At 65.2% G+C, this 24660-nt stretch carries 23 protein-coding genes and 1 other RNA gene; 12 read left to right on the top strand and 12 right to left on the bottom strand.

All coding sequences use genetic code 11. The features are described from left to right. Nucleotides 1–50: 50 nt before the first annotated feature. The 3 genes from truA to def all read right to left on the bottom strand — a co-directional run bounded on the left by truA (nucleotide 51) and on the right by def (nucleotide 2504). On the bottom strand, nucleotides 51–788 hold the full coding sequence (gene truA / locus RAD04_RS19775) for a tRNA pseudouridine(38-40) synthase TruA (protein ID WP_461625085.1): 738 nt from the start codon (nucleotides 786–788) through the stop codon (nucleotides 51–53). A 114-nt stretch (nucleotides 789–902) separates the two neighbouring features. Continuing rightward, nucleotides 903–1838: a methionyl-tRNA formyltransferase gene (gene fmt, locus RAD04_RS19770; RefSeq protein ID WP_461625084.1), complete on the bottom strand. Its 936-nt coding sequence runs from the start codon at nucleotides 1836–1838 to the stop codon at nucleotides 903–905. A 141-nt stretch (nucleotides 1839–1979) separates the two neighbouring features. Beyond that, nucleotides 1980–2504 carry a peptide deformylase gene (def, locus tag RAD04_RS19765; protein WP_063693218.1) on the bottom strand — a complete coding sequence of 175 codons (525 nt, stop codon included), beginning with the start codon at nucleotides 2502–2504 and terminating at the stop codon, nucleotides 1980–1982. A gap of 171 nt (nucleotides 2505–2675) precedes the next feature. Between def and RAD04_RS19760 the strand changes: the two genes are divergently transcribed. Next, the gene (locus RAD04_RS19760) at nucleotides 2676–3872 is read left to right on the top strand and encodes a DNA recombination protein RmuC (protein ID WP_461625083.1); all 1197 of its coding nucleotides are present in this window, start codon (nucleotides 2676–2678) and stop codon (nucleotides 3870–3872) included. A 200-nt stretch (nucleotides 3873–4072) separates the two neighbouring features. Then, nucleotides 4073–5437, top strand: coding sequence for an AmpG family muropeptide MFS transporter (locus RAD04_RS19755; RefSeq protein ID WP_461625082.1), 1365 nt, complete (start codon nucleotides 4073–4075; stop codon nucleotides 5435–5437). 119 nt (nucleotides 5438–5556) lie between these two features. On the opposite strand, the gene RAD04_RS19750 is transcribed toward RAD04_RS19755, so the two are convergent. The 5 genes from RAD04_RS19750 to ffs all read right to left on the bottom strand — a co-directional run bounded on the left by RAD04_RS19750 (nucleotide 5557) and on the right by ffs (nucleotide 8983). Further along, on the bottom strand, nucleotides 5557–5994 hold the full coding sequence (locus RAD04_RS19750; protein WP_018320787.1) for a hypothetical protein: 438 nt from the start codon (nucleotides 5992–5994) through the stop codon (nucleotides 5557–5559). Nucleotides 5995–6021: 27 nt separating this feature from the next. Continuing rightward, a complete protein-coding gene (recR, locus tag RAD04_RS19745; protein ID WP_018320788.1) occupies nucleotides 6022–6624 on the bottom strand; it encodes a recombination mediator RecR in 603 nt (200 codons plus the stop codon). Nucleotide 6625: 1 nt separating this feature from the next. Next, nucleotides 6626–6946, bottom strand: a complete 321-nt coding sequence (locus tag RAD04_RS19740; RefSeq protein ID WP_028140843.1) for a YbaB/EbfC family nucleoid-associated protein — start codon at nucleotides 6944–6946, stop codon at nucleotides 6626–6628. Nucleotides 6947–6973: 27 nt separating this feature from the next. Further along, nucleotides 6974–8791 carry a DNA polymerase III subunit gamma/tau gene (locus RAD04_RS19735; protein WP_461625081.1) on the bottom strand — a complete coding sequence of 606 codons (1818 nt, stop codon included), beginning with the start codon at nucleotides 8789–8791 and terminating at the stop codon, nucleotides 6974–6976. 95 nt (nucleotides 8792–8886) lie between these two features. Continuing rightward, nucleotides 8887–8983, bottom strand: an RNA gene (gene ffs / locus RAD04_RS19730) — signal recognition particle sRNA small type. A gap of 182 nt (nucleotides 8984–9165) precedes the next feature. Between ffs and RAD04_RS19725 the strand changes: the two genes are divergently transcribed. From RAD04_RS19725 to RAD04_RS19685, 9 genes are all read left to right on the top strand, one after another. Beyond that, complete coding sequence (locus tag RAD04_RS19725) at nucleotides 9166–10011, top strand: transporter substrate-binding domain-containing protein (RefSeq protein WP_028140845.1); 846 nt, start codon at nucleotides 9166–9168, stop codon at nucleotides 10009–10011. A gap of 246 nt (nucleotides 10012–10257) precedes the next feature. Continuing rightward, nucleotides 10258–10920: an amino acid ABC transporter permease gene (locus RAD04_RS19720; protein ID WP_183259364.1), complete on the top strand. Its 663-nt coding sequence runs from the start codon at nucleotides 10258–10260 to the stop codon at nucleotides 10918–10920. Further along, nucleotides 10917–11711 (top strand): amino acid ABC transporter ATP-binding protein, encoded by a 795-nt coding sequence (locus tag RAD04_RS19715; RefSeq protein WP_461625080.1) that lies wholly within the window; start codon nucleotides 10917–10919, stop codon nucleotides 11709–11711. The genes RAD04_RS19720 and RAD04_RS19715 overlap by 4 nt, the downstream gene beginning before the upstream one ends. Continuing rightward, a complete protein-coding gene (locus tag RAD04_RS19710; RefSeq protein WP_461625079.1) occupies nucleotides 11711–12466 on the top strand; it encodes an SDR family NAD(P)-dependent oxidoreductase in 756 nt (251 codons plus the stop codon). Before RAD04_RS19715 ends, RAD04_RS19710 begins: the two co-directional genes overlap by 1 nt. Then, complete coding sequence (locus tag RAD04_RS19705; RefSeq protein WP_461625078.1) at nucleotides 12463–13590, top strand: muconate cycloisomerase family protein; 1128 nt, start codon at nucleotides 12463–12465, stop codon at nucleotides 13588–13590. Before RAD04_RS19710 ends, RAD04_RS19705 begins: the two co-directional genes overlap by 4 nt. A gap of 244 nt (nucleotides 13591–13834) precedes the next feature. Next, nucleotides 13835–14254: an HIT domain-containing protein gene (locus RAD04_RS19700; protein ID WP_028140850.1), complete on the top strand. Its 420-nt coding sequence runs from the start codon at nucleotides 13835–13837 to the stop codon at nucleotides 14252–14254. 10 nt (nucleotides 14255–14264) lie between these two features. Further along, nucleotides 14265–15203, top strand: coding sequence for an NAD(+) diphosphatase (gene nudC, locus RAD04_RS19695; RefSeq protein ID WP_461625077.1), 939 nt, complete (start codon nucleotides 14265–14267; stop codon nucleotides 15201–15203). 6 nt (nucleotides 15204–15209) lie between these two features. Further along, on the top strand, nucleotides 15210–16133 hold the full coding sequence (locus RAD04_RS19690) for a sugar kinase (protein WP_461625076.1): 924 nt from the start codon (nucleotides 15210–15212) through the stop codon (nucleotides 16131–16133). A 97-nt stretch (nucleotides 16134–16230) separates the two neighbouring features. Beyond that, nucleotides 16231–16740 (top strand): Lrp/AsnC family transcriptional regulator, encoded by a 510-nt coding sequence (locus tag RAD04_RS19685; protein WP_018320799.1) that lies wholly within the window; start codon nucleotides 16231–16233, stop codon nucleotides 16738–16740. Between the two features lie 161 nt (nucleotides 16741–16901). Here RAD04_RS19685 and RAD04_RS19680 read toward each other — a convergent pair whose 3' ends face one another. The 4 genes from RAD04_RS19680 to RAD04_RS19665 form a co-directional block, all read right to left on the bottom strand. Beyond that, the gene (locus RAD04_RS19680; RefSeq protein ID WP_461625075.1) at nucleotides 16902–18401 is read right to left on the bottom strand and encodes a phosphomannomutase/phosphoglucomutase; all 1500 of its coding nucleotides are present in this window, start codon (nucleotides 18399–18401) and stop codon (nucleotides 16902–16904) included. Between the two features lie 190 nt (nucleotides 18402–18591). Further along, nucleotides 18592–19104 (bottom strand): TIGR02281 family clan AA aspartic protease, encoded by a 513-nt coding sequence (locus tag RAD04_RS19675; protein WP_461625074.1) that lies wholly within the window; start codon nucleotides 19102–19104, stop codon nucleotides 18592–18594. Between the two features lie 178 nt (nucleotides 19105–19282). Next, nucleotides 19283–21757: an ATP-dependent helicase HrpB gene (gene hrpB / locus RAD04_RS19670; RefSeq protein ID WP_461625073.1), complete on the bottom strand. Its 2475-nt coding sequence runs from the start codon at nucleotides 21755–21757 to the stop codon at nucleotides 19283–19285. Between the two features lie 130 nt (nucleotides 21758–21887). Then, a complete protein-coding gene (locus RAD04_RS19665) occupies nucleotides 21888–23204 on the bottom strand; it encodes a UDP-glucose dehydrogenase family protein (protein ID WP_461625072.1) in 1317 nt (438 codons plus the stop codon). Between the two features lie 195 nt (nucleotides 23205–23399). Between RAD04_RS19665 and RAD04_RS19660 the strand changes: the two genes are divergently transcribed. Continuing rightward, complete coding sequence (locus RAD04_RS19660) at nucleotides 23400–24467, top strand: acyltransferase family protein (protein ID WP_461625071.1); 1068 nt, start codon at nucleotides 23400–23402, stop codon at nucleotides 24465–24467. The last annotated feature ends 193 nt before the right edge of the window (nucleotides 24468–24660 follow it).

The following is a 24660-nucleotide window of genomic DNA, read 5'->3' as shown; positions in this document are numbered from 1 at the left end:
CGTGGATGTCCGGGACAAGCCCGGTCATGACGATGTGACAGCATAAGGCTCTAATAATCCACCTTCATCAGATACAGCCCGTCCGGCGGGGCGACGATGCCGCAGGCGGTGCGGTTGCGCGCCTCTAACGCTGCGGAGAGATCGTCGGCGGTCCAGCGGCCCTCGCCGACCCAGACCAGCGAGCCCACCATCGAGCGCACCTGGCTGTGCAGGAACGAGCGCGCCGAGGTGACAATGGTGATCTCGCGGCCATCACGGAGCACGTCGAGCTGATCGAGAGTCTTCTCCGGCGATTTGGCCTGGCATTCGGTGTCGCGGAACGTGGTGAAATCGTGCTTGCCGAGCAGACGCTGTGCCGCCGCACGCATCGCATCGGCATCGAGCCGGCGCGGCACGCGCCAGGCGTGGCCGATGTCGAGCGCGAGGTTGGCGCGGGTGTTGATGACGCGGTAGCGATAGTGGCGCTTCACCGCGGAGAAGCGCGCTTCGAACGCGTCAGGCACGATCTCCGCTTCCAGCACCGCGATCGGATGCGGGCGCAGATGCGCGTTGAGCCCGTCGCGAAACCGGCCCGGCGGAAACTGCTTGTCGATATCGACATGCGCGACCTGGCCACGCGCATGCACTCCCGCATCGGTGCGGCCGGCGCCATGCACGCGCAAATCCGCGCCGGTCATCGCCTTCACGGCCGCCTCCAGCGCGCCCTGCACCGAAGGCAGCGTGTCCTGCACCTGCCAGCCGAAGAACGGCGCGCCGTCATATTCGATGGTGAGCTTGTAGCGGGGCATCTCAATCCAGCTCTATCCGACGTCATTGCCGGGCTTGACCCGGCAATCCATCGCCTGGGAAAGAGTTTTGTTAGAAGATGGATACGCGGGTCAAGCCCGCGTATGACGAGTTGACTAGGTGAACCTCGCTCCCGCCTTCAACGGCACGCCGCGCAGGAAGTCCGCGGCCTGCATCCGGCCCTTGCCTTCGCGCTGGAGCTCGATGATGCGGATGGCGCCCTCGCTGCAGGCGATGGTGAGCTTGTCATCGAGCACCTCGCCCGGCGCGCCCGACCCCTTCGCCAATTCACACCGCAGGATCTTGACGCGCGCATTCTCGCTGACGCCGGCAAGCTCGGCCCAGGCGCCGGGAAACGGCGACAGGCCGTGGATGTGGCGCAGCACGGCACGCGCCGGCTTGCTCCAGTCGATCCGCGCCTCCGCCTTGTCGATCTTGGCGGCATAGGTAACGCCGTCCTCGCTCTGCTTCTTGAGCTGAAGCCCATCGCGGGCGAGCGCGGCCATCGCCCGCACCATCAGATCGGCACCGAGGCGGGAGAGACGATCGTGCAAATCGAGTGCAGTCATGTTGTCGGTGATTGCGAGGCGCTCGGCCATGGCGACATCGCCGGTGTCGAGACCGACATCCATCTTCATCACCATCACGCCGCTCTCGGCATCGCCCTCCATGATGGCGCGGTTGATCGGCGCCGCGCCGCGCCAGCGCGGCAGCAGCGAGGCGTGCAGATTGTAGCAGCCGAGTTTTGGCGCATCGAGGACCGCCTGCGGCAGGATCATGCCATAGGCGACGACCACGGCGGCATCGGCGTCGAACGCGCTGAACTCGTCGAGCGCTTCCTGGGTCTTTAGCGTCTTCGGCGTCAGCACGGGAATGCCGAGCTTTCGCGCAGCCTCCTCGACCGGCGTCGGCTGCAATTGCAGGCCGCGCCGCCCGCCGGGCTTCGGCGCGCGGGTGTAGACGGCGACGATCTCGTGGCCATGCGCGACGAGTTCGAGCAGCGTCGGCGCGGAGAAATCGGGCGTGCCCATGAAGATCAGGCGGAGGGGCATGTGGCTGCGTTCGGTGAGAGTTCTGATTCCCCATCATGCCCGGGCTTGTCCCGGGCATCCACGGTCTTGGCGACAAAGCAAGCAAGGCGTGGATGGCCGGGTCAAGCCTGGCCATGACGACGTGAGAGAGCCGAGCTCTACTCACTCCGCGCGCTTGGCGGCTTTCTCGAACTTCTTCATCACGCGGTCGCGCTTGAGCTTCGACAGATAGTCGACGAACAGGACGCCGTTGAGGTGGTCGATCTCGTGCTGGATGCAGGTGGCATAGAGGCCTTCGGCGTCCTCCTCGTGCACCTTGCCGTCGAGATCGGTAAAGCGCACGCGCACCTTCGCAGGGCGCTCGACCTCCTCGTAATATTCGGGGATCGAGAGGCAGCCTTCCTCGTAGACCGACAGTTCCTCGGACGAGGCGACGATCTCGGGATTGATGAAGACGCGCGGCAGCGGCGTGGTCTCGCCGTTCTCGTCGCGCTTGGCGAGGTCCATGGTGATCAGCCGCAGCGGCTGCGCGATCTGGATCGCGGCGAGGCCAATGCCGGGCGCGTCGTACATGGTCTCGAACATGTCGTCGGCAAGCTTGCGGATCTCCGGCGTGACCTTCTCGATCGGCTTGGAGACCAGACGCAGCTGCTTGTCGGGCAGGATGATGATTTCTCTGAGGGCCATAGCCGCGATTTAAGCCCCATGCCGGATGCGGTCAATGCGGAGAGGAACCTCGTCAACCTCCCGCTAACCATAAAACTTCAGCTTTCGTTAACCATAAAAATTAGGGGGTCGTTAACCGCCGCCGTTCCCTCTTCGTTCGCGGGAGTCCAGCGAATCGGCTAGAAGGGCGGAATGAACGAGATCATTTTCATGTTGGGCGACTGGCCGGTGCGCACGATCGATGCGCTGATCGGCTTCGGCGCCCTCGTCCTCATCCTCCTGGTGGTAATTGCCGTCGTGATCGCCCGCTCGGGCCGGCGCGGCGCGGAACTCGCGATGGCGCATGCGATCCGGGCCGACGAGCTCGAGGAGCGCCTCAGCGAGGTGCTGCGCGCCCAGAGCGAATCCTCTGGGAGGGTCGACGCCATGACCCAGGCGCTGGCCGGACGCCAGGCCGAGATGGCGCGCGCGGTCAACGAGCGGCTCGATTCGGTAACCCATCGCGTCGGCCAATCGATGGAGCACTCGACCCGCAACACCATGGAAAGCCTGCGCGCGCTGCACGAGCGGCTCGGCATCATCGACAGCGCCCACAAGAACCTCACCGATCTCACCACCCAGGTGACGACCCTGCGCGACGTGCTCGCCAACAAGCAGTCGCGCGGCGCCTTCGGCCAGGCGCGGATGGAGGCGATCGTCCAGGACGGTCTGCCGAAGGGCGCTTACGAGTTCCAGTTCACGCTCTCGACGGGAAAGCGGCCGGACTGCGTCGTGTTCCTGCCCGACCAGCGCCCGCTCTGCATCGACGCGAAATTTCCGCTGGAGGCGATGACGGCGTTGCACGACGCCCGCACCGACGAGGAGCGGCGCGTTGCCACGCAGCGGTTGCGCGGCGACGTGATGAAGCATGTCAGCGACATCGCGGAAAAATACCTCGTCACCGGCGAGACCCAGGAGATGGCGCTGATGTTCGTGCCGTCGGAATCGGTCTACGCCGAGATCCATGACGGCTTCGACGACGTGATCCAGAAGGCCTATCGCGCCCGCGTCGTGCTGGTGTCGCCCTCGCTGCTGATGCTCGCGATCCAGGTGATGCAGCAGATCATGAAGGACGCGCGCATGCGCGATGCCGCCGACCAGATTCAGACCGAAGTGATCAAGCTCGGCGACGATCTCGGCCGCCTTCGCGACCGCGTGGTCAAATTGCAGAAACACTTTTCCGACGCGAACGAGGACGTCCGCCAGATCCTGATCTCCGCCGACAAGATCGAAAAGCGCGCAGGACGCATCGAGGAGCTCGATTTCAGCAAGAGCGATGCGGAAGGGCCGCGGCTGGTGGCGACGGGCGCGGGTGAGCTGTTCCCGCGGAAGCTCCAGGCGGGGGAGTGACATCTTCACCTCTCCCCGCTTGCGGGGAGAGGTCGGATCGCCTCGGCGATGCAAAGCATCGTCCGGTGCGATCCTGGTGAGGGGGTACGGGTCCCTCCGCGACTTCATCCGCGGAGAGAGGCCCCTCACCCCGCCCTCTCCCCGTAAGAACGGGGAGAGGGAGACGAGGCATCACGGCCAGAATCTGCTAACACCGCCCCATGACCGCTCCCGACGCGACCTCCCCCGCCGCGACCTCCGCCCCCGCCGCCTCCTGGCGCGACAGCCTTGCCGTTTACCTGCAGCCGCGGGTGCTGATCGTGCTGTTTCTCGGCTTCTCCTCCGGCCTGCCGTTGGCGTTGTCGGGCTCGACGCTGCTGGTGTGGATGCGCGAGGCCGGGGTTGACCTGAAGACCATCGGGCTGTTTGCGCTGGTCGGCACGCCCTACACGCTGAAATTCTTGTGGGCCCCGCTGGTGGATGCGCTGCATGTGCCGCTGTTCACCCGGGCGTTCGGGCGGCGGCGCGGCTGGCTTTTGTTCTCGCAGCTTCTCCTGATCGTCGCGATCCTGCTGCTGGCGATGACCGACCCGGCCAGCTCGCCGTTCTACGTCGCGCTCGGCGCACTGCTGGTGGCGACGACATCGTCGACGCAGGACATCGTGGTCGACGCCTTCCGCGTCGAGAGTCTGCCGGAGAGCGAGCAGGCTGCCGGTATGGCGGCTTACGTTGCGGCCTATCGCATCGGAATGCTGGTCTCGACCGCGGGCGCGCTGTTCATCGTCTCGGGCTTCGAAGGCACCGGCATACCCCGCACCTCGGCGTGGATGTGGGGCTATGTGGTGATGGCCGCGATGGTGCTGATCGGCACGATCACCGCGCTGGCCGCGACCGAGCCGCCGCAATCCGCACAGGCGGAAGCTGCGACACAAACCGAGACCGCATTTGCGCGTGTGTTGAGCGCGGCGATCGGCGCGTTCTCCGAATTCCTGTCGCGCAAGGACGCACTCGCCGCGCTCGCCTTCGTCGTTCTGTTCAAGTTCACCGATGCCTTCTCGGGCACGATGACGGCGCCGTTCGTGATCGACCTCGGCTTCACCCGCAACGACTATGCGGCGATCGTGAAGGGCGTCGGCCTCGCCGCGACCCTGATCGGCGGGTTTGCCGGTGGTTTCGTCGCGCGGCGCTATCCGCTGGCAATGTCGCTCTGGATCGGTGGCGTGGTGCAGGCGCTGGCCAATTTGTCCTTTGCCTGGCTCGCAGTGGTCGGCACCAATCAATGGGCGCTGGCGCTCGCGATCTGCGCCGAGAACTTCACCAGCGCCATCGGCACCGTGATCTTCGTGGCCTACCTCTCGGCGCTCTGCCAGAACCCGCTGCACACGGCGACGCAATATGCGCTGCTCACCGCGCTCGCGGCGGTGGGGCGGACCTATCTGTCGTCGAGTGCGGGCTATGTCGCGGACACGACCGGCTGGCCGCTGTTCTTCGTGATCTGCGTGCTGGTGGCAATCCCGAGCCTGGTACTGCTGGCGTACTTGCAGAAGCGCGGGCACTTCGAGGCGCTGGGGCCGGTCAGGGTGTGATGGTCTCGTAGGGTGGGCAAAGGGCGCAACGCGCCGTGCCCACCATCGCGCCAGGAATTCGAGAGAGGTGGTGGGCACGCTTCGCTTTGCCCACCCTACGGCATCCCGCCTCGCCGCCCCTACTGCTTCTTGATCAGGCTCCACTTCGTGATCACGGCTTCGCTCATCTGGCCGGGATCGCTGGCGCAGGCGACTTCGTCGACCTTGACCGAGATTTCCTTGCCGACGAACGTCTTCAGCTGCGCCGCTTGCGCATCGCCGCTCGGAACGAGTTGGAACGTCTCGGGCCCGGTCTCGAGATTGCACAGCCCGTTCGGCGGCGGCAGGCGGCGCGGCTCGGACGTGATCTGGTAGGTCGCAACCCGCTTGCCGGCATTCTTGACGTCGCGCACTTTCAAGGCGTTCAACTCGCCGGACAACACCTCGCCGGCGTTGATCGGCTTGCCGGGCTTGGACGGCGGCGGCGCCCCGTCGTCCTGCTGCGCGGAGATGGCCGGGCTCGCCAGCAGCATCATCGTCGCGACCAAAGCCAAGCGTGTGGCGAAAAGTTTCGTCATGTCGTCCGTTCCGTAAAGTCTGGATGGCTAGAACAGGGTACGCTGCCGCATCGCGGCCGATAGCGTACCTTCATCGAGATAATCAAGCTCGCCACCGACAGGCACACCATGGGCCAGCCGGGTTACTTTTACGTTGGCGTCCTGGAGCAGGTCGGTGATGTAGTGCGCCGTGGTCTGGCCGTCCACCGTCGCATTCAGCGCCAGGATGATTTCGTGCACCCGAGAATCATGCGCGCGCGCCACCAGCGCGTCGATGGTCAGATCCTGCGGGCCGACGCCGTCGAGCGGCGACAATGTCGCGCCCAGCACATGATAGCGACCCTGGGTCGCATTGGCGCGCTCCAGCGCCCAGAGATCGGCGACGTCGGCGACGACGACGATGATGGCGTCATCGCGCTTGGGATCGGTGCAGACGGTGCAGGGATTTTGCGTATCGATGTTGCCGCAGGTCTTGCAGACCTGGACCTTGTCGAGCGCGACCTGCATGGCCGAGGCCAGGGGCATCATCAGCGCTTCGCGCTTCTTGATCAGATGCAGCGCCGCGCGCCGCGCCGAGCGCGGACCGAGGCCCGGCAGCCGCGCGAGAAGCTGCACCAGCCGCTCGATTTCGGGACCTGCAACCGCGCCCATCTTACTGGCCGAACAACCCCGGCGGCAGGCCGAGCCCGCCGGTCAGCGACTGCATCTTCTCCTGCATCGCGGTCTCCGCCTTGCGGCGCGCATCACCGAGCGCGGTGACAAGCAGGTCTTCGAGCACTTCGCGCTCTTCCGGCTTCATCAGCGAAGGATCGATCTTGATGCCCTTGACGTCCATCTTCGCGGTCATGCGCACGGCGACGAGGCCGCCGCCCGAGATGCCTTCGACTTCCACGTTGGCCAGCTGCTCCTGCATCTCCTGCATCTTGGATTGCAGCTGCGCCGCCTGCTTCATCATGCCGAGAAAATCAGCCATCGGTGCTCGTCCTTGGAAAAGATGGGCTCAGAGATCGTCGCCGTCGGAACCGTCGGGCGGATCGTCACTGCCATAGTCAGCGTTTATATTGGCTTCCGGCGTCTCGGGGGCAAGCCTGCGGACCTCGACAACCTTCGCGCCGGGGAAACGCGATAGCACCTCCCGCACGCGCGGATCGGCCTCCGCGGTACGGGCATGCTCCTGCTTCGCCGCCTGGTTCACCGAGCGCAGCGTCGGCTGGCCCTGCTCATTGGAGACGATTACCGTCCAGCGCCGGCCGGTCCACAGCTCGAATTTCTTCGCGAGCTCCGAGATCATGGTCTTGGAGGCGTTCGGCTCGAGCGCGACCTCCAGCCGGCCCTCCTCGAAACGGACGAGCCGCATGTCGCCTTCGAGCGCGCTCTTGGTCATGATGTCGCGCTTCTGCCCGGCCAGCGCGACGAGCTGGGTGAAGCTCGTGATGCGCAACGCCGGCGCGGCACCTTGCGGATCCGGCGCAGGTGCCGCCATCTGCGGCCGCGCACCACCACCGCCAAACGAAGGCGACGAGGTCGGCATGCGAACAGGCGCTGCGGACGCCGTCGGCGCGGCCGGTACGCTGCGTGCAGCACCGCCGCCGCTCGCGGCCGGCGCGCCGCCGCCATTCTGCTCCAGCATCCTGATCGCTTCGTCCGGCGTCGGCAGGTCGGCGACATAGGCGATGCGGACCAGCACCATCTCGGCGGCCGCCGCGGGGCGCGTCGCGGCTTGCACCTCGGCGATGCCCTTGAGCAGCATCTGCCACATCCGCGACAGCACGCGCATCGAGATTTTCGAGGCGAACTCCCGCGCGCGAACCCGCTCGGTCTCGCCATAGGCGACGTTGTCGGCAATCGCCGGAATGACCTTCACGCGGGTAACAAAATTGACGAATTCAGCGAGGTCCGAGAGCACGACGATGGGATCGGCGCCGACGTCGTACTGGTCGCGGAACTCCTTGAAGGCGGCGGCGATGTCGCCGCGCGCCAGCGAATCGAAGAGGTCGATGACGCGGGTGCGATCGGCGAGCCCCAGCATCTGCCTGACCGCATCGGCCTTCACGGTGCCAGCCGCATGGGCAATGGCTTGATCGAGCAGCGACAGCGAATCACGCACCGAGCCTTCGGCGGCGCGCGCGATGATGCCGAGCGCCTCGGGCTCGATCTCGACGCTTTCCTTCGCCGCGATGTTGGCGAGATGCTTCATCAGCACGTCGGCCTCGACCCGGCGCAGGTCGAAACGCTGGCAGCGCGACAGCACGGTGACGGGAACCTTGCGGATCTCGGTGGTCGCGAACACGAACTTGGCGTGCTCCGGCGGTTCCTCAAGCGTCTTCAGGAAGGCGTTGAATGCCGCCGTCGACAGCATGTGGACTTCGTCGATGATGTAGACCTTGTAGCGCGCACTGGCCGGCGCGTAGCGCACGCTGTCATTGATCTGGCGGACGTCGTCAACGCCAGTGTGCGAGGCCGCGTCCATCTCCAGCACGTCCATGTGCCGGCTCTCCATGATCGCCTGGCAATGCACGCCCAGGGTCGGCATGTGGATGGTCGGGCCCTTCACCGAACCATCAGGCATCTCGTAGTTGAGTGCACGGGCCAGGATGCGCGCGGTGGTGGTCTTGCCGACACCGCGGACGCCGGTGAGGATCCAGGCCTGCGGAATCCGCCCGGTTTCGAACGCATTGGAGACGGTGCGGACCACCGCTTCCTGGCCGATCAGATCATCGAAGCTGGAAGGACGGTATTTGCGCGCCAGCACCCGGTAGGGCGCGTTGCCGGCCTGGCCGGCGCTGTCGGGATTGGGAGGGGCGCCAGCGTCGGTCATCGGTCGATCCGCAATGAAATGTCTCTTGGCCGGCTTTTGCGGAAAGGAGCGCGCTGGCGGCTGGTGCCGCCGGCGCTGGTTCGCTCGAAAAACAGGTAGGAGACTGACGAGCGACCCGATCCGGACCTCGTTAGGGCTGCTTCCTTCCGGACCTGACCCGGTTGGCGAGTGGCTCGTCCACCGCCAATCTCCCGGTCCCTATTTGGGGCCAAAAGGGGCGGAAAGCAAGCGGCTATCGCCCTTGATTGACGGCGCCTGCCCAGCATCCGGGCAATTCCCGATCTGCCCAGCCGATAGGCTGTGCTTTCACTGGTGGTGCTGCCTTGGTATGAACCTGCCGGAACCTGTCCCAACCAGAAAAGCGATTGATCCCAATGGTTACACGTCGTGATGTTGCATCGATTGTCGGACTTGGCGCGATGACCGCGGCCGCGCTGGCTTCGCCGGCCGTGGCCCAGACCGCCGATCCGAACGAATCGACCTTCGCCCGCATCCGCCGCACCAAGAAGATGCGGATCGGCGCGGTCGGCGGCGGCGCGCCCTATTACATGAAGGATCTCTCCAGCGGTCAGTGGAAGGGCTTCTACATCGACATCGCCAAGGGGCTCGCCGACGACATGGAGGCCGAGCTCGAGATCACCGAGACGACGTGGGGCAATTCGGTGCTCGACCTGCAGGCCAACAAGATCGACATCTTCTTCGGCCTCAACCCGACCCCGAAGCGCGCGCTGGTGGTCGACTTCTCGGTGCCGGTGTTCAACAACGCCTTCGCTATCCTCTGCAAGAAGGACTTCAAGCCGAAGAGCTGGGCCGAGCTGAACTCGCCCGACATCAAGATCGCGGTCGACCAGGGCTCCTCGCACGATCAGGTCGTCAGCCGCCTGACACCGAAGGCGCAGATCACGCGGCTGAAGACGGCGGACGACGCCACCGCCGCGCTGCAGACCGGCCGCGTCGACGCGCAGTGCCTGATCACCATGCTGTCGCTGACCGTGCTGAAGAAGAACCCCTCGCTCGGCCAGCTCGTGCTGCCGACGCCGATCTTCGCGACCACCTCGAATGCCGGCTTCCGCCGCGAGACCGACAAGACCTGGCGCGACTACGTCAACACCTGGATCGACTTCAACAAGGGCCTCGGCTTCATCCGCAACGCGATCATCACCAACATGGAGCTGGTGGGCGTGACCGAGGCGGACATTCCGCCAGGCGTTTCGTTGTAACAACCGGTAAGGTTAGGCTGGCTATCTCCGCGCACCCCGCTCTGCCCCCTCTCCCGCTTGCGGGGGAGGGTTGGGGTGGGGGTCTCTCCACAAAGAGACTCCCCCAGAGGAGAGAGCCCCCCACCCGCCGCGCTCTGGCGCGCAAGTGCGCTGCCGAGCGCGTCGACCTCCCCCGCAAGCGGGAGAGGTGCACCGAGAACGACGCGACACCGTTCCAAGCTTTTCGCCGGCTGAGTAAAAACACACATGTATCAGTGGGACTTCGGCATCCTCTGGAGCTATCGCTGGCTGTTTCTCAACGGGCTTGGCGTCACCGTCGGCTTCACCGTGGTCATCGTCGTATGCGGGCTGCTGTTCGGCTTGTTCGGGGCGTTCGGCACCCTGTCGCGCTTTAGGGCGTTGCGTCTTCTCGCCCTCACCTTCATCGAGGCGTTTCGCTGCACGCCGATCCTGGTGCAGCTGATCTGGTTCTATTACGCGCTGCCGATCCTCGCCGGCGTCGAGATGACGCCGATCACGGCCTCGGCGCTGGCGCTCTCGCTCTATGGCGGCTCGTTCTATTCGGAGATCATCCGCGGCGGCATCATCTCGATCGACCGCGGCCAGTCCGAAGCCGGTGCCGCGCTGGGCATGACGCCAATCCAGACCATGCGGCGCATCGTGCTGCCGCAGGCGATCAAGCGCATGATCCCGGCGCTGATGAACCAGTCGATCATCCAGTTCAAGAACACCTCGCTGGTCTCGGTTCTGGCGGTGCCCGACCTCGTCTATCAGAGCCAGGTCGCCGCCCATGACAGCTACCGGCCGCTGGAGACCTACACCGCGGTCGCGGTCGCCTATGCGGCGATCCTGATCCCGCTCACCATCCTCGTCCGCCGCGGCGAGAAGCGATTGGCGGTCAGCGAATGAGCGAGGCATCAAAAATAGAGATCCGCAGCCTGCGCAAGAGCTTCGGCAGCAATGAGGTCCTGAAGAACATCAATCTCGACGTCACCAAGGGCGGCGTCGTGGCGCTGATTGGCCCGTCGGGCTCCGGCAAGTCGACTCTGCTCCGCTGCATCAATCTGCTGGTCGTGCCCGATGGCGGCAGCGTCCGCGTCGGCGACACCCGCTTTGCGTTCGGTGACGGCGCGAAGCTGCCTGATGTGAAGACGCTGGCAAAATTCCGCGCCACCACCGGCATGGTGTTCCAGCATTTCAACCTGTTCCCGCACATGACGACGCTTGAGAACGTGATGGAGGGACCGGTTACGGTGCGGCGCATGGCCAAGGCGGACGCCGAGACGCTCGCGCGCGCCCAGCTTGCCAAGGTCGGCCTTGCCGAGAAGGCCGACCAATATCCGGCGACGCTGTCCGGCGGACAGAAGCAACGCGTCGCGATTGCGCGGGCGCTCGCGATGGAGCCCGATGTGATGCTGTTCGACGAGGCGACCTCGGCGCTTGATCCCGAATTGGTCGGCGAGGTGCTGAACGTGATCCAGCAACTGGCCTCCGAAGGCATGACCATGGTGATCGTGACCCACGAGATCGCCTTTGCCCGCGAGGTCGCCGACCGCCTCATCTTCATGCGCGACGGTGTCGTGGTCGAGGAAGGCCCGGCGCGGCAGGTGATCGACAATCCAAAGGAAGCCGCCACGCGCGCCTTCCTCAGCCATTTCCACCGCACCGGCGCGCTGCCGCCGGCCACAACGGCATCGTGATGTCCGATATCAACCGCATCTATCTCGTCACCGGTGCCGCCAGCGGCATCGGCCGTGCCACCGCAAAACTGCTCGCGGCGCCCGGCGTCGGGCTCGTTCTGCACACGCGCTCGAACGAAGACGGACTTAAGGCGACCGCGGCGGAGGCCGAAGCCTGCAGTGCGGCCGTTGCAACGTGCCTTGGCGACCTCGCCGAGGAGACTGCCGCCACCGACGCCATCGCCGCCGCGAAAGCCGCCTTCGGCCGGCTCGACGGATTGATCCTGGTCGGCGGCCATGCCCGCCGCGGCAGCGCGATCGGCACGCCGGCGGATCAGTTCCGGCAGGCGATGGACGAGTCTGCGCTGGCCTTCACGCGTCTGGTTGATGGGGCGCTCCCACTGCTGCGCGCTGGGCGAGATGCACGGATCGTCGCCGTGTCCTCCTTCGTCGCGCATGCGATCCGGCCCGAATTCGCGCCGTTCGCGGCAACGGCGGCGAGCCGTTCCGCGCTGGAAGCCTTGGTGAGGCTGACCGCGATCGAGCTCGCCAGCGACGGCATCACCGTCAACGCGGTTTCGCCGGGCCTCATCGTCAAGGACAAGCCGAGCGAGAGCCGGCTGTCGCCCGAGCAGATCGCCGCGACCGAAGCGCTGATCCCGATGCGCCGCCGCGGGCGACCGGAAGAGGTCGCCGAGATCATCGCCTTCCTGGCATCCCCAAAAGCATCCTACGTCACCGGCCAGGTCTGGCACGTCAATGGAGGCCTGACATGACCGAAGCAACCGTCGAACGTCTCAGGCTGTTCCTGATCGAGAGCCCGATCAAGATGGCGCGCCTGCAGGGCGTCGGCAACGTCAAGGGCACGGTGAAGCGCGTGCTGATCGAGCTCACGTCCAGCGACGGCGTGATCGGCTGGGGCGAGGCTGCGCCGTGGGAGGTCTTTACGGGAACACCGGAAGCCGCGTTCGCCGCGCTCGATATTTACTTAAGGCCCATCGTGCTCGGCAAGCCGGTGCGCCGCATTCGTGCGCTGATGGCCGAGCTCGACCGCGCGTTGGTCGGTCACGCCGAAGCAAAAGTCGCCATCGAGATGGCGCTGCTCGACATCGTCGGCAAATCATCGGGACTGTCGGTCGCGGACCTGCTCGGCGGCCGCGTGCGCGACACGATTCCCCTCTCCTTCTCCATCGCCGATCCGGATTTCGCCGCCGATCTCGAGCGCATGCGAAAAATGGTTCCGGACGGCAACGTCATCTACAAGGTCAAGACCGGCGTGAAGCCGCATCGCGAGGATCTCGATCATCTCGAAGCGATCCGAAAGGAGTTCGGCGACAAGGTCGATCTGCGCGTCGACTACAACCAGGCACTCGCACCATTCGGCGCCATCAAGATTTTGCGCGATGTCGAAGAGTTCGCGCCGACCTTCATCGAGCAGCCCGTGCCGCGCAAATACCTCGACGTGATGGCGCAGCTCACCGCCGCGCTGGAAACGCCCGTGCTGGCCGACGAAAGCTGCTTCGACCGCCGCGACATGATGGAAGTGGTGCGCCGCGAGGCCGCCGATGCGGTCTCGATCAAGCTGATGAAGGCCGGAGGCCTGTTCGAGGCGCAGGCGATCATGGCCATCGCCGACATCGCCGGCCTGCCCGGCTACGGCGGCACGCTGTGGGAAGGCGGCATTGGCCTTGCCGCCGGCACGCAGCTGATCGCGGCGACGCCGGGCATCTCGCTCGGCTGCGAATTCTACATGCCGCACCACGTGCTGACCGAGGACGTGCTGGAAGAGCGCGTCGCCAACCGCGGCGGCCATGTCGTGGTGCCCGACGGGCCCGGCCTTGGCATTCGCGTCAGCGAAACCTCGGTCCGCGCCAATGCGCGGGTGCTGGCGGAGGCGTAGTTTCCGACATTCCGGGGGCGCGCGTAGCGCGAGCCCGGAATCCATAACCACAGGATCGAGTTTGGCGAGGGCTGGCAACTCCGTGTCTGCGCCAAGCTACTCCCTGTGGTGATGGGTCCCGGATCTGCGCTGCGCTTGTCCGGGACGACGATCGAGTATGCAGTTGGCATCCTTCCCCTCGCTAACTCCCTATCGTATGGTCGTGCCCAAACGCCCGTCCCCGTCGGGCCATCCGGAAACTCATATGCCCGAACCCGCCTGGTCGCTGCACTCCCGCCTGAAAGAGGACACCATCGACATCGGCGATCTGCCGCTGTCGAAAGTGCTGGTCATCAAGGACGCGCATTATCCCTGGCTGCTGCTGGTGCCGCGGCGCGCTGACGCGGTCGAGATCATCGATCTCGACGAGGTGCAGCAGGCGCAGCTGATGACGGAGATCTCCCGCGTCTCGCGCGCCCTGAAGGAGATCACCAGATGCGACAAGCTCAATGTCGCGGCGCTCGGCAACCTCGTGCCGCAGCTTCACGTTCACATCATCGCGCGCCGCACCAGTGACGCGGCCTGGCCGCGGCCGGTCTGGGGCGTGATGCCGCCATTGGCGCATGACGCCGCAGAGGTTCAGAATTTCATCAGCGCGCTTCGCCGCAAGATCTGGTTGGGTTGAAAGAACGATAATGTCAGCATTCAACGCATTTCCGCTGGGACAGCCGGCCTTCGTCACCAACATCCTCGATCGCGCCGCGCATCTGCGCCGCGACGACCAAAAGCTGTTCGCGATGGAGCAGAAGCCCTCCTCGCGCGCCTATGTCGTTTACCGCGACTCGCTCCTGATCAAGCGCGAGGGCGACAAGATTCGCGCGCTGCTCTCGATCGACGAGGCGCTGAAGTGCGGCGCCAATCCCGGCACGATCTTCCTGGGGCTGCGGGACGGCGCCGCGATGTTCGGCATGGGCCTGTCGCAGGCCGCCGCCGAGAAGCTGGTCGGGCGCGAGGACTACACCGTCACCGAGCTGCGCGGCATGGCGATGCAGGGCGCGATTCCGCCCGAGGAGCTGTCGGCGATCGCGATGGCGAAGTCGATGGTCGGTTGGCACCAGCGCCACGGCTATTGCGCCAATTGCGGCTCTCGCAGCGCGATGAAGGAAGGCGGCTGGAAGCGCGAATGCCCGGCTTGCAAGGCCGAGCATTTTCCCCGGACTGACCCTGTCGTGATCATGCACGTCGCCTCCGGCGACAAGTGCCTGCTTGGCCGCCAGAAGCAGTTTCCGGCAGGGATGTATTCCTGCCTCGCCGGCTTCGTCGAGGCCGCCGAGACCATCGAGGACGCGGTGCGCCGCGAGATCCTGGAAGAATCCGGGATCCGCTGCACCGACGTGCAATATTACATGACGCAGCCCTGGCCCTATCCGTCGTCGCTGATGATCGGATGCAGCGCGCGGGCTGTGAGCGAGGACATCGTCGTCGATCACTCGGAGCTGGAGGATGCGCGCTGGTTCACGCGCGAGGAGGCAGCCCTGATGCTGGCGCGAACGCATCCGGACGGGCTCGCCGGCCCGCATCCCTTCGCCATCGCCCATCATTTGCTCGGCCGCTGGGTGCACGACAAGAGCTGACCGCCGATGACTGCATCCGGGATCGCGCCGCGAATCCTCTGCATCGGCATTCCCGTGCGCGACCTCACCTTTCGGGTCGAGGCCGTGCCGACGCGCGGCAGCAAGGCCAACGCCAGCCACCTCGCCGAGATCTGCGGCGGCAACGCGCTCAATGCCGCGATCGCGATTGCGCGACTTGGTGGCCGCGTCTTTTTCGCAGGCCCCATGGGCGATGCGCGCGAGACATCGAGCGGCTTCATCCTCGACCAAATGGCGCAGGAGGGCATCGACACCACGCGCATCGTGCGCATGCCTGATGTGACCACGCCGGTTTCGGCGATCATGATCGAGCCCTCGGGCGAACGGACCCTCACGATCTATCGCGATCCCGGCCTGTGGAGCGTGAAGCTGCCCGATGCCGACGAATTGCTGGCCGATTGCCGCGCCGTCCTCGTCGAAAGCCGTTGTGCCTCATTCTGCGTTGATCTCTGCGCCGAGGCCCGGCGACGCGGCATTCCCGTCATCGTCGGTGTCGATCGCGCGATGTCGTTGCAGGACGGGCTGCTGACCGCCGCCTCGCATCTGCTGTTCGCCAGCGAGCAGGTGCAGGAGACCGCCGGTATCGCCGACGACGGCAAGGCGTTGCGACGCCTGGCCAGGCTGACGCCCGCCTTCCTTGCCGCAACCCGCGGTCCGCTCGGTAGCATCTGGCTGAACGAGGCAGGCGAGCTGGAGGAGACCGCGGCCTTCCCGGTCCAGGCGGTCGATACGCTCGGCGCCGGCGACGCCTATCATGGCGCCTTCGCGCTCAGCCTCGCTGAGGGCGGCGACGTGCGGCAGGCGCTGCGATTCGCCGCGGCCGCGGCAGCACTGAAATGCACTCGCCACGGCGGTGGCATGGCTGCACCCCAACGCATTGAAGTTGAAGAGTTTTTGCGAGGGAGGCCCTAGAGCAATTCCATGGATGAGCCGAGATTATGGGCTTGCTGGGGAAAGATTTTCTCTATATCAGGGAAATCAGCCCCTTAAATGGAACAAAGTTCTTCAAATGACCGACGTTGCCGTCCAGATCCCCGAGACCAGTCGCCGCCTCGATGCCATCGACCGCAAGATCCTGATGGTTCTGCAGGAGGATGCCTCCCTGTCCGTCGCCGAGATCGGCGACCGCGTCGGCCTGTCCTCGACCCCCTGCTGGAAGCGCATCCAGCGGCTGGAGGCCGACGGCGTGATCCTGAAGCGGGTGGCCCTTGTCGACCAGAACAAGATCGGGCTCGGCATCTCCGTGTTCGTCTCGGTGGAAAGCTCCGATCATTCCGACGCCTGGCTCAAGAAATTCGCCGAAGCCGTCAGCGCGATGCCCGAGGTGATGGAGTTCTATCGCATGGCCGGCGACGTCGACTACATGCTGCGCGTCGTGGTCGCGGACATGCAGGCCTATGACGTATTCTACAAGAAGCTGATCAGCGCCGTGCCGCTGAAGAACGTCACCTCGCGCTTCGCGATGGAGAAGATCAAGTCGGTGACGGCGCTGCCGATCCCGGCGGTGGTGGCGGCGTAGCAACTACCACACGAAAACTGTCATCGCCCGGTTTAACCGGGCGATCCAGTATTCCAGAGACCGCGATTGGATACGGAGAAGCTGCGGCGTACTGGATTCCCCGCTTTCGCGGGGAATGACAGCGGAGAGAGAGGCATGGATCGTGCCTCACTCAAGCAACCTCAAATCTTCTGATTGTACTCGCCGACTTCGGGATGCGTGCGCAGCACGCTGTTCACCATCTCGAACATGTCGTGCATGCGCTGCTCGGAGACCGGGCTTTCGACCACGACGACGAGCTCGGGCTTGTTCGAGGAGGCGCGCACCAGGCCCCAGCTTCCGTCCTCGACCGTGACGCGCACGCCATTGACGGTGACGAGATCGCGGATCGCCTGGCCGCCGATCTTGGCGCCCTTGGCCTGCAAGCCCTCGAAATGCTTCACCACCTGGTCGATGACGCCGTATTTGGTCTCGTCGGCGCAATGCGGCGACATGGTCGGCGACGACCATGTCTTCGGCAACGCGTCCTTCAGGTCCGCCATCGACTTGCCCGGCGCGCGGTCGAGCATGTCGCAGATCGCGATCGCCGACACCAGGCCATCGTCATAGCCGCGTCCATACGGCTTGTTGAAGAAGAAGTGGCCGGACTTCTCGAAGCCCGCCAGCGCGCCGGTCTCGTTGGTGCGGCGCTTCATGTAGGAATGGCCGGTCTTCCAATAGGCGACCTTCGCGCCCTGCTTCTGCAGCACCGGATCGGTGACGAACAGGCCGGTCGATTTCACGTCGACGATGAACTGCGCGTCCTTGTGGATCGCCGACATGTCGCGCGCCAGCATCACGCCGACCTTGTCGGCAAAGATCTCCTCGCCGGTATTGTCGACGACGCCGCAGCGGTCGCCGTCACCGTCGAAGCCGAGGCCGACATCGGCCTTGTGATGCAGCACCGCATCGCGGATCGCGTGCAGCATCTCCATGTCTTCGGGGTTCGGATTGTATTTCGGGAAGGTGTGGTCGAGCTCGGTATCGAGCGGGATCACCTCGCAGCCGATCGCCTCCAGCACCTGCGGCGCGAACGCGCCGGCGGTGCCGTTGCCGCAGGCTGCGACGACCTTGAGCTTGCGCGTCAGCTTCGGACGAGAGGTGAGGTCGGCGATGTAGCGCGCCGGGTAGTTCTCGTGGAACTGGTAGGAGCCACCGGCCTTGTTCTTGAAATCGGCGCCCAGCACGATCTCCTTCAGCCGCGTCATCTCGTCGGGACCGAACGTCAGCGGACGGTTGGCGCCCATCTTCACGCCGGTCCAGCCATTGTCGTTGTGCGAGGCGGTCACCATCGCAACAGCGGGCACGTCGAGATCGAACTGCGCGAAATAGGCCATCGGCGTCACCGCGAGACCGATGTCATGCACCTTGCAGCCCGCCGCCATCAGGCCGGAGATCAGCGCGTATTTGATCGAGGCCGAATAGCCGCGGAAGTCGTGGCCAGTGACGATCTCCTGCTTCACGCCGAGCTCGGCGATCAGCGCGCCCAGCCCCATGCCGAGCGCCTGCACACCCATCAGGTTGATTTCCTTCTGGAACAACCAGCGCGCGTCGTATTCGCGAAAGCCCGTGGGCTTCACCATCGGCTCGGATTCGAAGGCGTAGGTGTTGGGCAGCAATACGGATTTCGGCTTGGGGAACATTGAGACGGTCTCGTGAAAAAGGGCAGGAATTGATGCAGCCTTAGCGAATGCCAGGCCGCAGCGGAAGGCGGGAATGAAGGCTTATGGCCGATAATTGCGGCAGTTTGGTAACGAAGAAACGTTACCGCAGAGGCGGTCGGGGCAAATAGCTATCTTGAAATGGACGGCGCTTGATCGCGAAAGGCTCCGCTTATTGCTCCAACACCATCTGGCCGTTGGAATATTCGAAGCGCTTCAGGCGGGAGAGGAAGGAGAGGCCGAGCAGGTTCTCCGACAGCGCCTCGTCGGGCAGCACCATGGCATCGACGTCGCGCACGACGAGACCGCCGACCTCGAGCATGGCGATGCGGGTGCGCGCGGCCTTGATGGTGCCGTTGGCGGTGGAGACGGTGGCGTTGTAATCGCTGCGCGAGGGACGCAGGCCAAAGCGGGCGGCCGAGGTCTCGTTCAGCGCAACCACGGAGGCGCCGGTGTCGAGCATGAAGCCGATGCGCTGGCCGTCGATCCGGCCTTCTGTCTGGAAATGACCGCGGCCATCGCGGGGAATGGTGAGGCTGCGGCCCCCGGCAGGCGCGGTTGCCGCGACGGCGACCGTGGTGCGCGGCACCGAGGTTGCGGAGGCGGAGCTCATCTTGTCCGCCATCTGCGCCATGAAGGTGCCAAGGCCGATCATGACGGCTGCGACGATCATAATGTTACGCATCACACCACTTCCGAGCCGGAAAGCTCGACTTCACCACGCGACACGCCAAGCCGCGACCATTGCTGCGGCCAGAGCAATGCTATTTTGACGAAAAGGATGAGCGAACGGTTAATGGGGGCGACTTGAACCTCTCCCCTCTCCCCTCTCCCCGCAAGAGCGAGGCGAGGAAGAAAACATCTCACGTCCCGCGCGGCTTGGCGCGTCGGGTCGGCACTGCGCTGGCCGGATCGTCCGGCCAGGGATGACGGGGATAGCGGCCGCGCAGGTCGGAACGGACCGCGGCGTAGCTGCCGCGCCAGAAACCGGGAAGGTCGCGCGTCACCTGCACCGGGCGCTGTGCCGGCGAGAGCAATTCCAGCACCAGCGGCACCTTGCCGGCCGCGATCGAGGGATGGCTGTTGAGGCCGAACAATTCCTGCAGCCGCACCGCGATGGTCGGCCCCTGCTCGGCCTCGTAGTCGATCGCGAGCACGCTTCCGGTCGGCGCCTCGAAATGCGTCGGCGCCTCGCGATCGAGCCGCGCACGCATCTCCCACGGCAGCAGCGCCATCAACGCGTCGGAGAGATCGCCGGGCGAAACGTCCTTGAGCGCGATCTTGTCGTAGAGCGCCGGCACCAGCCAGTCGTCGCGGCGCGCGATCAATCCCTCGTCGGACAGGTCGGGCCAGCTGTCGCCCTCGGCCCTGCGCAAGAACATCACCCGGTCGCGCCATTGCTTTGCAGCCTTCGACCAGGGCAGCCGATCAAGGCCGGCGGCGATCAATCCATCCGCGAAGATGCGCGCGGTGTCCTCGGAGGGCGAGACAGCAAGTGTCGCCTCGGACAGCGTGATCGCGTGCAGCACGCGCTTGCGCCGCGCGCGCAATGCCATCGCCCCGCGATCGAACGAGATCTCGTCCGCGCTCTCGATATGCTCGGCGAAATTCCGCTCGATCTCGCTCTCAGTGATCTGCGCAGCGAGCAGGATACGCCCACTCGCCGCCGTTCCCGTCATCTCGCCAATCGCGATATAGGGCGCCCGGGCGAGCGAGGAGGTCTGCTCGACCGCGGCGCCACGGCCGTTGGCAAGCACGAAACTGCCATTGCCGCGATTGCGCGCGACACGATCCGGGAACGCATAGGCCAGCATCAAACCGGTCGAGAGATCATCCTGTGGCCCCGCCTTCTCCGAAGCCGCCACTTGCGAGGCCCAGCGCCGCGCCAGATCGCGCGCGCTGGCGGCGCGCGGCGAACGGTCGCGGCGAAACTGGTCGCGCCGATGCTCGAGATCGACACTGTCGCCGCCAAGCCCCCGCTCGGTGATGATGGCCGCGATCTCGGCGGCGGCCTCGCCCTCGCCTGCGCGATGCGAATCCACGATCATGCGCGCCAGCCGCGGCGGCAGCGCCAGTGCACGCAGGCTTTTTCCCTCTGCGGTGATGCGGCCATCGCCATCGAGTGCGTTGAGCTCGGAGAGGAGGCTTTTTGCCTCCTTCCAAGCCGGCGCCGGCGGCGGATCGAGGAATGAGAGCGCCGAGGGGTCGGCGACGCCCCATTGCGCGAGATCGAGCACCAGGGAGGACAGGTCGGCACTCAGGATTTCCGGCTGGGTGTAGGGCGCGAGCGAGGCCGTCTGCGGCTCGTCCCAGAGCCGGTAACAGACACCTGGCTCGGTACGGCCGGCGCGACCGCGGCGCTGATCCACTGCCGCGCGCGCGGCGCGCACGGTCTCGAGCCGGGTCAGCCCGATGTCCGGCTCGTAGCGCGGCACGCGAGCAAGACCGGAATCGACCACGATGCGTACGCCTTCGATCGTCAGCGAGGTCTCCGCGATCGATGTCGCCAGCACCACCTTGCGCATGCCTTTGGGAGCAGGCGAAATGGCGCGATCCTGCACGGCGGCGTCGAGCGCACCGAACAGCGGCACGATCTCGATGCTGGCGTCCTGCACGCGTTCGCTGAGAAAGTTCTGGGTGCGACGGATTTCGGCGGCGCCCGGCAGGAATGCCAGCACGGAGCCGCTGTCGGCGCGCAGCGCCGATGCGATCGCATCCGCCATCTGCCGCTCGATGGGCGCATCCGCCTTGCGGCCGAGATAGCGCGTATCGACGGGAAAGGCGCGGCCCTCGCTCTCGACGACGGGTGCATCGCCAAGCAGCTTTGCAACGCGCGCGCCATCGAGCGTTGCCGACATCACGAGGATGCGCAAGTCCTCGCGCAGGCCGGTTTGCGCGTCACGGGCCAGCGCCAGGCCCATGTCGGCATCGAGCGAGCGCTCGTGGAATTCGTCGAACAGGATGGCGGCAACGCCTGACAGCTCGGGATCGTCGAGGATCTGGCGAGTGAAGATGCCCTCGGTCACCACCTCGATGCGCGTGGTGCGCGAGATCTTCGAGCCGAACCGGACGCGATAGCCGACGGTCTCGCCGGCGCGTTCGCCCAGCGATTTGGCCATGCGGTCGGCGCTGGCCCGCGCCGCGATGCGCCGCGGCTCCAGCACGATGATCTTCTTGCCCTTCGCCCAGGGCGCATCGAGCAAGGCCAGCGGCACCCGCGTGGTCTTGCCGGCCCCGGGCGGCGCCACCAGCACGGCGGCATTGTTGGACTCCAGCGTGCGCGACAAATCGTCGAGCACGGCATCGATCGGGAGGGGTGTGTCGAAACTGCGGGGCAAGATCTCGCATCCGTCATCACCCGCCTTGCGCGCCGGGCGGGTGATCCAGTCAACTCAGATCCCGATCATCACGAAGATCGGGATTACTGGATACCCCGCCTTCGCGGGGTATGACAATCGTGTGTGGCGATCAGCCCTGCACAGGCGGGCGGCCGATGCTGTCATAGGTGAAGCCGGCGGCTTCCATGTCTTCGGGGCGGTAGATGTTGCGCAGGTCGACGACCACGGGCTGCGCCATGACGCTCTTCAGCCGGTCGAGATCGAGCGCACGGAACTGCACCCATTCGGTGACGATGACGAGCGCGTCGGCACCTTGCGCGCAGGAATAAGCGTCCTCGCAATAGGTGATATCGGGCAACTCGCCCTTGGCCTGCTCCATGCCGACGGGATCGAACGCCTTGACCTTCGCGCCCATGTCGATCAGGCCCGTCACCAGCGGGATCGACGGCGCATCGCGCATGTCGTCGGTATCAGGCTTGAAGGTGAGGCCGAGCACGGCGACAGTCTTGCCGCGCAAATTGCCGCCGAGCGCCTGGCTGACCTTGCGCGCCATCGCGCGCTTGCGATTTTCGTTCACGGCCAGCACGGATTCGACGATGCGCAAGGAGACGTCGTAATCCTGCGCGATCTTGATCAGCGCCTTGGTGTCCTTCGGGAAGCACGAGCCGCCGAAGCCGGGACCGGCATGCAGGAACTTGGTGCCGATGCGGTTATCCAGGCCAATGCCGCGCGCGACCTCCTGGACGTTGGCGCCGGCCTTCTCGGAGAGGTCGGCGATCTCGTTGATGAAGGTGATCTTGGTCGCGAGAAACGCGTTCGCTGCGTATTTGATCATCTCGGCGGTGCGACGTTCCGTGAACATCATCGGCGCCTGGTTCAACGACAGCGGACGGTAGATGTCGCCCATCACCTTGCGGCCGCGCTCGTCGGAGGTGCCGACCACGACGCGATCGGGAAATTTGAAGTCGCGGATCGCCGCGCCCTCGCGCAGAAACTCGGGATTCGAGGCGACCACGACGTCGGCATTGGGATTGGTCTCGCGGATGATGCGCTCGACCTCGTCGCCGGTGCCGACCGGCACGGTCGACTTCGTCACGACGACGGTGAAACCGGTGAGCGACCGCGCGATCTCTTTCGCTGCGGCGTAGACATAGGAGAGGTCGGCGTGGCCGTCGCCGCGGCGCGACGGCGTGCCGACCGCAATGAACACGGCATCGGCATCGGCGACCGGCTTGGACAAATCGGTGGTGAAGTCGAGCCGCTTGGCCTTGACGTTGGTCGCGACCAGCTCGTCGAGCCCGGGCTCGTAGATCGGGATCTCGCCGCGATGGAGCGCCGCGATCTTCTTCTCGTCCTTGTCGACGCAGGTGACGTCGTGACCGAAATCAGCAAAGCAGGCTCCGGACACCAGTCCCACGTAACCCGTGCCGATCATCGCGATGCGCATGAAAATCCCTGTTTTAGATTGGTTAACGAAACCCCGACACGGGGCGGTTTAGCATTTTCCCGAGGGGAGGGAACAGTCCGCAGGCAAAAAAGCGGCATGGGAGTTGAACCGGTAAAGAAGTCGGAAACCGTGCAGGCCCCACACTGCCCCGCACCCGAACAGGACGGGGCGGAACGCGCCTCGAAAAGAGACACCATGGCACCATCTGGCACAATTGCAGGGAGCGGAGGCAGCCAATTCCCTTCTGCCGCGCGTGTCGACTGGATCGACTACGCCAAGGGCATTTGCATCATCATGGTCGTGATGATGCATTCGGTGCTGGGGGTCGAGCTCGCCGCCGGCCAGACCGGTTTCATGCATGTCGCCGTGGCCTTCGCAAAGCCGTTCCGGATGCCGGATTTCTTCCTGATCTCGGGCCTGTTCCTGCCGCTGGTGATCGATCGGGACTGGCGAACCTATCTCGACCGCAAGGTGGTGCATTTCGCCTATTTCTATGTCGTCTGGGTGACAATCCAGTTCGGCTTCAAGGCGCCGGCTTTCGCGGCGGAGACGAGCTGGCACCACGTTGGCCTCCTGTATCTCGAATCCTTCATCGAGCCGTTCGGCACGCTGTGGTTCATCTATCTGCTGCCGGTCTTCTTCGTCGTCACAAAACTGACACGCAAATTCCCGCCGCTCGCGATCTGGCTGGTCGCCGCCGCCCTGGAGACAGCCCGGATCTCGACCGGCTGGACCGCCATCGACGAGTTCTGCTCACGCTTCGTCTATTTCTATTCGGGCTATCTGTTCGCGCCTTACGTGTTCGCGCTGTCGGATCGCGCGCGGAAGCATCCCGTCCTGGCGCTCGTAGCGCTCGCGACCTGGGTGCTGGTCAATGCCGGCCTCGTCGCGTCGGGGGCCAGCGAATGGAAGATCGTCTCGCTCGTGCTCGGCTTTGCCGGTGCCTGCGCCATCATCACGATGGGCACGCTGCTCGCACGCGCGCAGTGGCTGAATTTTTTTCGCTTCTGCGGCGAGCATTCGATCGTGATCTATCTCGCCTTCTTCCTGCCGATGGCGGCGACGCGGACGCTGCTGCTGCGCACCGGCATCATTCCCGACATCGGCACGGTTTCGCTGTTCGTCACCGTCGCCGGCGTGCTCGGAGCGCTCGCGATCTGGCGGGGCGCCTTGCTGTTCAATGCACGCTTCCTGTTCGAACGGCCGGAGGCCTTCTGGATTGCGCCGAAGAAGGCGGGGCCGGTGTTGCAGGCGGCGGAGTAGTCATTGGTCGTCCCTGCGAAAGCAGGGACCCATACCGCGTGATTTGTCGATGGATCGCGGTCTTCGTACCGGAGCTTAGGCACAGTCAGCCTTCGCCAAACTACTCCCTGTGGTTATGGGTCCCCGCGTTCGCGGGGACGACGAGAGGTGTGTGAATTGCGCCAAAAATCCCCGTTCCGAGGCTGTCAAAGCC

It is taken from the genome of Bradyrhizobium sp. 25ACV, assembly GCF_054863005.1.
This window is presented reverse-complemented; position numbering and strand designations above follow the sequence as displayed.